Here is a 4,677-nt window from a genome sequence, read left to right as displayed (position 1 = left end):
CCCCAGCTGGCACCCCTTCTCTCGATCCCGCAGCCAGGCATGACCTAAGTAAACCTAACCTGATGCCAAGGAGATTCCATGGACGACGTCGTGCTCTGCCTGCCTCCAGACGCCGGTCGACGCATCGACCTCTCCACGTGTGCGCTTGCCGAACCGGATCTGATCAGTGCGTATTCACCTGATCTCACCAGATGCCGCAGCTTGCCCGGCGCGGGAAACCTGCGGCGACCGGTGACAAGATTGCCGGAGTGCAGGTGACTCCAGCTCCATCACAGGTCAAGATCGGTCTCATCGATGCGATCGGTCTCAAGGCGAATATCGTCAATCTTCGTGCCAAGGAGCGGCACGGCTCTCGGTGACCGGACAGGGATCAGTCGATCAGGCCGAACGAGCACGCAACCGTCGAGTTCGGAGTCACTCCCTCGGGGTGAACTCGCCGGCACGCCGCCGACCGGTCGAAAATCCGCTGGACAGCCCACCTACTCTGGGCAGATGGAGTTCACCCAGTCCGACAAGCTCGCCGACGTCTGCTACGACGTCCGTGGGCCTGTCCTCGACGAAGCGACCCGGCTGGAAGCTGCGGGGTCGCGCATCCTCAAGCTGAACATCGGCAATCCCGCGCCGTTCGGCTTCTCCGCACCGCCGGAGGTACTCGAGGCCGTCGTGGCAAACCTTGCGGATGCACAGGGTTACAGCGACTCCAAGGGACTACTCGCAGCCCGGGAAGCGGTCGTGCGCTATCACCTCCGCAAGGGGGTCACCGGCATCGACCCCGGCGGGGTCTACCTCGGCAACGGCGTCTCCGAACTGATCATGATGTCGTTGCAGGCGTTGCTCAACAACGGCGACGAGGTGCTGCTCCCCGCGCCCGACTATCCACTGTGGACGGCCGTGGTCAGCCTGTGCGGTGGCCGGCCCGTGCACTACCTCTGCGACGAGTCCGCCGGCTGGGCGCCCGACCTCGACGACATCGCCGCCAAGGTCACCCCGCGGACACGAGCGATCGTCGTCATCAACCCGAACAACCCGACTGGTGCCGTCTACGACCGGCAGGTGCTGGAGAACATCGTCGAGGTCGCCCGCCGCCACCACCTGATGCTGCTGTCCGATGAGATCTACGACCGGATCCTCTACGAGGACGCCGAGCACATCGCGACCGCAGCGCTCGCGCCGGACCTGGTCTGCATGACCTTCAACGGGCTGTCGAAGTCCTATCGGCTGGCCGGGTTCCGGGCCGGGTGGATGGTGATGTCCGGTCCGCGCGGCCACGCCTCGAGCTACATCGAGGGAGTGAACATCCTCGCGAACATGCGCCTGTGCGCCAACGCGCCCGGGCAGTTCGCCACGGTCGCCGCCCTCACGGAGGACGGCGGCGCAGGGGATCTCGTCCTGCCCGGCGGCCGGCTGCGCGAACAACGAGACACGGTCGTGAAGCTCCTCAACGACATCCCCGGGGTGTCGTGCGTCCCGCCGCGGGGGGCGCTGTACGCCTTCCCCCGGCTGGACCCCGCCGTCTACCCGATCCGGGACGACGAGCGCTTCGTCCTCGATCTGCTGTTGGCCGAGAAGATCCTGCTCGTCCAGGGCAGCGGCTTCAACTGGCCGCATCCCGACCATGTCCGGATCGTGACCCTGCCCGCGGTGGACGATCTCACGGACGCTATCGGCCGGATCGATCGCTTCCTGGCCTCCTACAAACACCCCTCCCAACGACGGAACTGACGGAGCAATCGACACCATCGGGGAGGTTGTCCACAGGACGCCAGCGCCCTGTGGACAACCTGTGGAAAAACAGCATGGCGACGTCCTGCTCGTGGGTCTGCTGGTCGCCGCCACGATCGGGGTGCAGATCGCGCTGCGAGCCCGGATCGATCGTCCGCTCTGGTACGACGAGCTGTGGCGCCCGCACTTCGCGGGGGAACCGTGGCCGACGTTCTGGTCGGAGCTGACGGCGGCCAACACCCCGTCCTCGGTCGGCTCACTGGCACTGACCCGACTGACCGGGACCATCCTCGGCTGGCACAGCTGGTCGCTCCGGCTCGTCGGAGCGGGAATCTGGCTACCGCTTCTCGCTGCGGGCGGCTTCCTGCTCGCGCGGCGGTTCACCGGCCGGGTACCGGCCGTGGCCGCCACGGTGACGACCGCCCTCGCCGGCACCGTCGTCGACACCGGCACGCAGCTCAAGCCTTACGTCCTCGATGCGGTGGTCACCCTCGCGGTGGTCGCGCTGTGGACGGGACAGGCCACGCTCCCACGCCGGACCGCGGCCGGGGCGCTGGCGCTGCTGTCGCTGCCCGCAGTGTTTCTGCTGGTTCCCCTCGCTGGCTACGATCTGGTCCGCGCGGTGCCCCGACGCACCGTGGTGCGCACCGCCGGACGGGCGGGCCCCGCCCTCCTCCTGGCCGGCACCCACATGATGATCTTTGTGGCGCACCAGTCCAGCCAACGGGCGAGCCATTTCTGGGACGATCACTTCCTCGCCGGTCGAGGGATCCTTGGCGGCCTGCGGTTCACGCTCGAACAGACCGGCGCGATTCTCGGTGGCGTCCCGCCCGGGATCGACCGTTATGACCCCAATCTGGTGCACTCCCTCCTCCAGGGGCATCGCCTCCCGACGCTGCTCGTCGGGACGGCCACGGCGGTTGCGCTGGCGCTCGGAGTCCGGGTACTGCGCCGGCGCCCCGACGGGATGATCCTTATCGTCGCCTTGGTCGGCGCCGAACTGCTCCAACTCGCGGCCAGCGCCGGACGCTACTGGCCCTTCGGGGCCTGTCGGACCAACCTGTTTCTGGTTCCGTTGCTCACCATCATCGTTGCGGTCGGCGTCGCCGACCTGGCCCGCACGGCCCAGACAGCCAGGCTGGTCGGGCCGGCGCGGCTTCCCGCGGCCGTCGGCCTGATCGCGCTGGCGGTGATGCCGGTCTGCGCGGTCGGCGGGACCGTCACGCTGTGGGACGAACGCCACGATCCCCGTCCGATCGAGGCCATGGTCGACGCGACGATCGCCGCCCGCGCCGAGTATCGGGCGGGCGATCTCGTCATCGTCGGCGGCCGACTGGCACGGGCGGGCTGGCTCTACGCCATGGACCTCAGCGACGACGCGTCGTCCAGGGAACCGCCGGTCGGACCCCGGGTACCCCGATCGGCGACGACCTTCCTGAGCGTGATCGGGAAGGATGGCGCGGATGGCGCGATCCGCAGCCGCCCGCAACCGCCGAACCGGATCCTGCTGTTCATCCTCGCCTACGACCTCCGGGGCACGGCCGCCGAACTCGCGTCCCTGCGGCAGGCCGGATGGTGTGAGCAAGAGATCCGGACCTTTCCACTCACCGGCACCCTGCACGGCCTCACCCGCTGCGTCCCGACGCCTCGGGGGGACTCGCGGTCGCCATCGGCTGTCCGATGAGAGCGGCCAGCGCCCCCCATTCCCGGTCACCGTCCGCCAACGACGCCGCGATGCGCTGCTGCAGCACGCCGACCTGGATCCGGGTGCCATCGAAGAGCTGCTTGCAGGACGCCGCAGCGGCGGCGTAGTCCCTGCCGCCGGCATCGAACCGCGCCTGCGCGGCCACGGTCGGCGGTACCGGCGCGGTCAGCGCCGCCTGCGTGTCGGTGCCGAGGGAGATGCAGACGGGCTGCAGGGAAGCGCCGTCCTGGGCGGCCAGATACGCCCGGGCCGCCGCGACGTCCGTGGCGACCCGGGCCCGTAGACCCTCGCTGCCGTGGTACCAGGAGGCCAGCTCGGCAGAGTCGCTTGCGGTAGGCACAAAGTCGCTTGTGGTAGGCACAAAGTCGCTTGTGGTAGACACAGAGTCGCCAGTGGTGGACGCGGGCAGCCCGGACGCCGGATCCGCACCGCCCGCCAGGGTCGCTGCTCCCCCGCCGATCACCAGCACGATCGCGCCGAGGATGGCGAGCCGACTACCGAGGGGGTTCTGGAGCGGATCCGGTTCTCGCAACCACCCAGGTCGGCCGCTACGCCCCGCCATGCATCCCTCCGTCCTGGATCTACTCTGGGCGAAGGTTATGCCTCGGAGCGTTGCAGATCATCGGTGGGTGCGGCCGTCAGCGTGCGGCCGTCAGCAGTTGGCGAGTTCGGGCTTCTGGTTGAGCACCTGCGCTCCGATCGAGACGAAACGCCGGTACTGCTCACCACCGACGGAGTCGTGCCACACCCAGCGCCTCCAGGATGAAAACCATTGTCAATAATGACAAACGGACGCGTGCCCATTCCCGTCGACAGGCACGCCCAGCGCGACGAGGAGATGAGAAAGTGAGAACGTGGCCCGTACACCCCAAGAAGCTCATGGGTCCGAGCCGACCCCACGGCTGGCGCGCACCCCGGGCGGGACGGACGGCACAGTCGGGATGAGAGGCACGGACGGTAAGGGCGCCTCCGGCAACAGACTGAACCGACCAGACAGCCTGAACGGTGGCGAAGGGAGCAACGTGAGCACCGCGGGGAACGACACCAGGTCGGCCGGCGCGGGTCGGCCGGCCCGCGACCCCCGCAACCATCGGGATGAGACGGTGGAGCTCCGTCCGGCGCCGAGCCGGGGGACGGCCGTGCGTGCCACCCGGCAGGGCGACGCCGTCTCCGCCGCGCTTGCCGAGACCGACGCCTTTACCAGCGCTCAGGATCTGCACGCCCGGCTACGGGCGCAGGGCGCCGCGGTC

5 protein-coding genes and 1 pseudogene are annotated in these 4,677 nt (G+C 68.8%); 4 read left to right on the top strand and 2 right to left on the bottom strand.

Annotation, left to right across the window (positions count from 1 at the left end):
• Positions 1-191 precede the first annotated feature (191 nt).
• The 3 genes from AC08ON_RS07310 (at position 192) to AC08ON_RS07300 (ending at position 3,406) form a co-directional block, all read left to right on the top strand.
• The gene (locus tag AC08ON_RS07310) at positions 192-359 is read left to right on the top strand and encodes a hypothetical protein (RefSeq protein ID WP_476606991.1); all 168 of its coding nucleotides are present in this window, start codon (positions 192-194) and stop codon (positions 357-359) included.
• A gap of 133 nt (positions 360-492) precedes the next feature.
• The gene (locus AC08ON_RS07305) at positions 493-1,722 is read left to right on the top strand and encodes a pyridoxal phosphate-dependent aminotransferase (protein ID WP_476606992.1); all 1,230 of its coding nucleotides are present in this window, start codon (positions 493-495) and stop codon (positions 1,720-1,722) included.
• 61 nt (positions 1,723-1,783) lie between these two features.
• Complete coding sequence (locus tag AC08ON_RS07300; RefSeq protein ID WP_476606993.1) at positions 1,784-3,406, top strand: hypothetical protein; 1,623 nt, start codon at positions 1,784-1,786, stop codon at positions 3,404-3,406.
• Here the strand turns inward: AC08ON_RS07300 and AC08ON_RS07295 are convergent.
• Together AC08ON_RS07295 and AC08ON_RS07290 are read right to left on the bottom strand one after the other, a co-directional pair.
• Positions 3,348-3,767: a hypothetical protein gene (locus tag AC08ON_RS07295; RefSeq protein ID WP_476606994.1), complete on the bottom strand. Its 420-nt coding sequence runs from the start codon at positions 3,765-3,767 to the stop codon at positions 3,348-3,350. The genes AC08ON_RS07300 and AC08ON_RS07295 overlap by 59 nt on opposite strands.
• 312 nt (positions 3,768-4,079) lie before the next feature.
• Positions 4,080-4,175, bottom strand: a complete 96-nt coding sequence (locus AC08ON_RS07290) for a hypothetical protein (RefSeq protein WP_476606995.1) — start codon at positions 4,173-4,175, stop codon at positions 4,080-4,082.
• A 274-nt stretch (positions 4,176-4,449) separates the two neighbouring features.
• Here AC08ON_RS07290 and AC08ON_RS07285 point away from each other — a divergent pair.
• Positions 4,450-4,677: pseudogene (locus AC08ON_RS07285) on the top strand (Fur family transcriptional regulator); the annotation flags it as partial.

Source organism: Frankia sp. CoWAU3 (genome assembly GCF_977971855.1).
Note: the sequence above shows the minus strand (reverse complement) of the source record. Positions and strands in the feature narration are given on the sequence as shown.

Coding starts and splice junctions, on each gene's coding strand:
- AC08ON_RS07310 (WP_476606991.1), top strand. CDS start 192: ATGCCGCAGCTTGCCCGGCGCGGGAAACCTGCGGCGACCGGTGACAAG.
- AC08ON_RS07305 (WP_476606992.1), top strand. CDS start 493: ATGGAGTTCACCCAGTCCGACAAGCTCGCCGACGTCTGCTACGACGTC.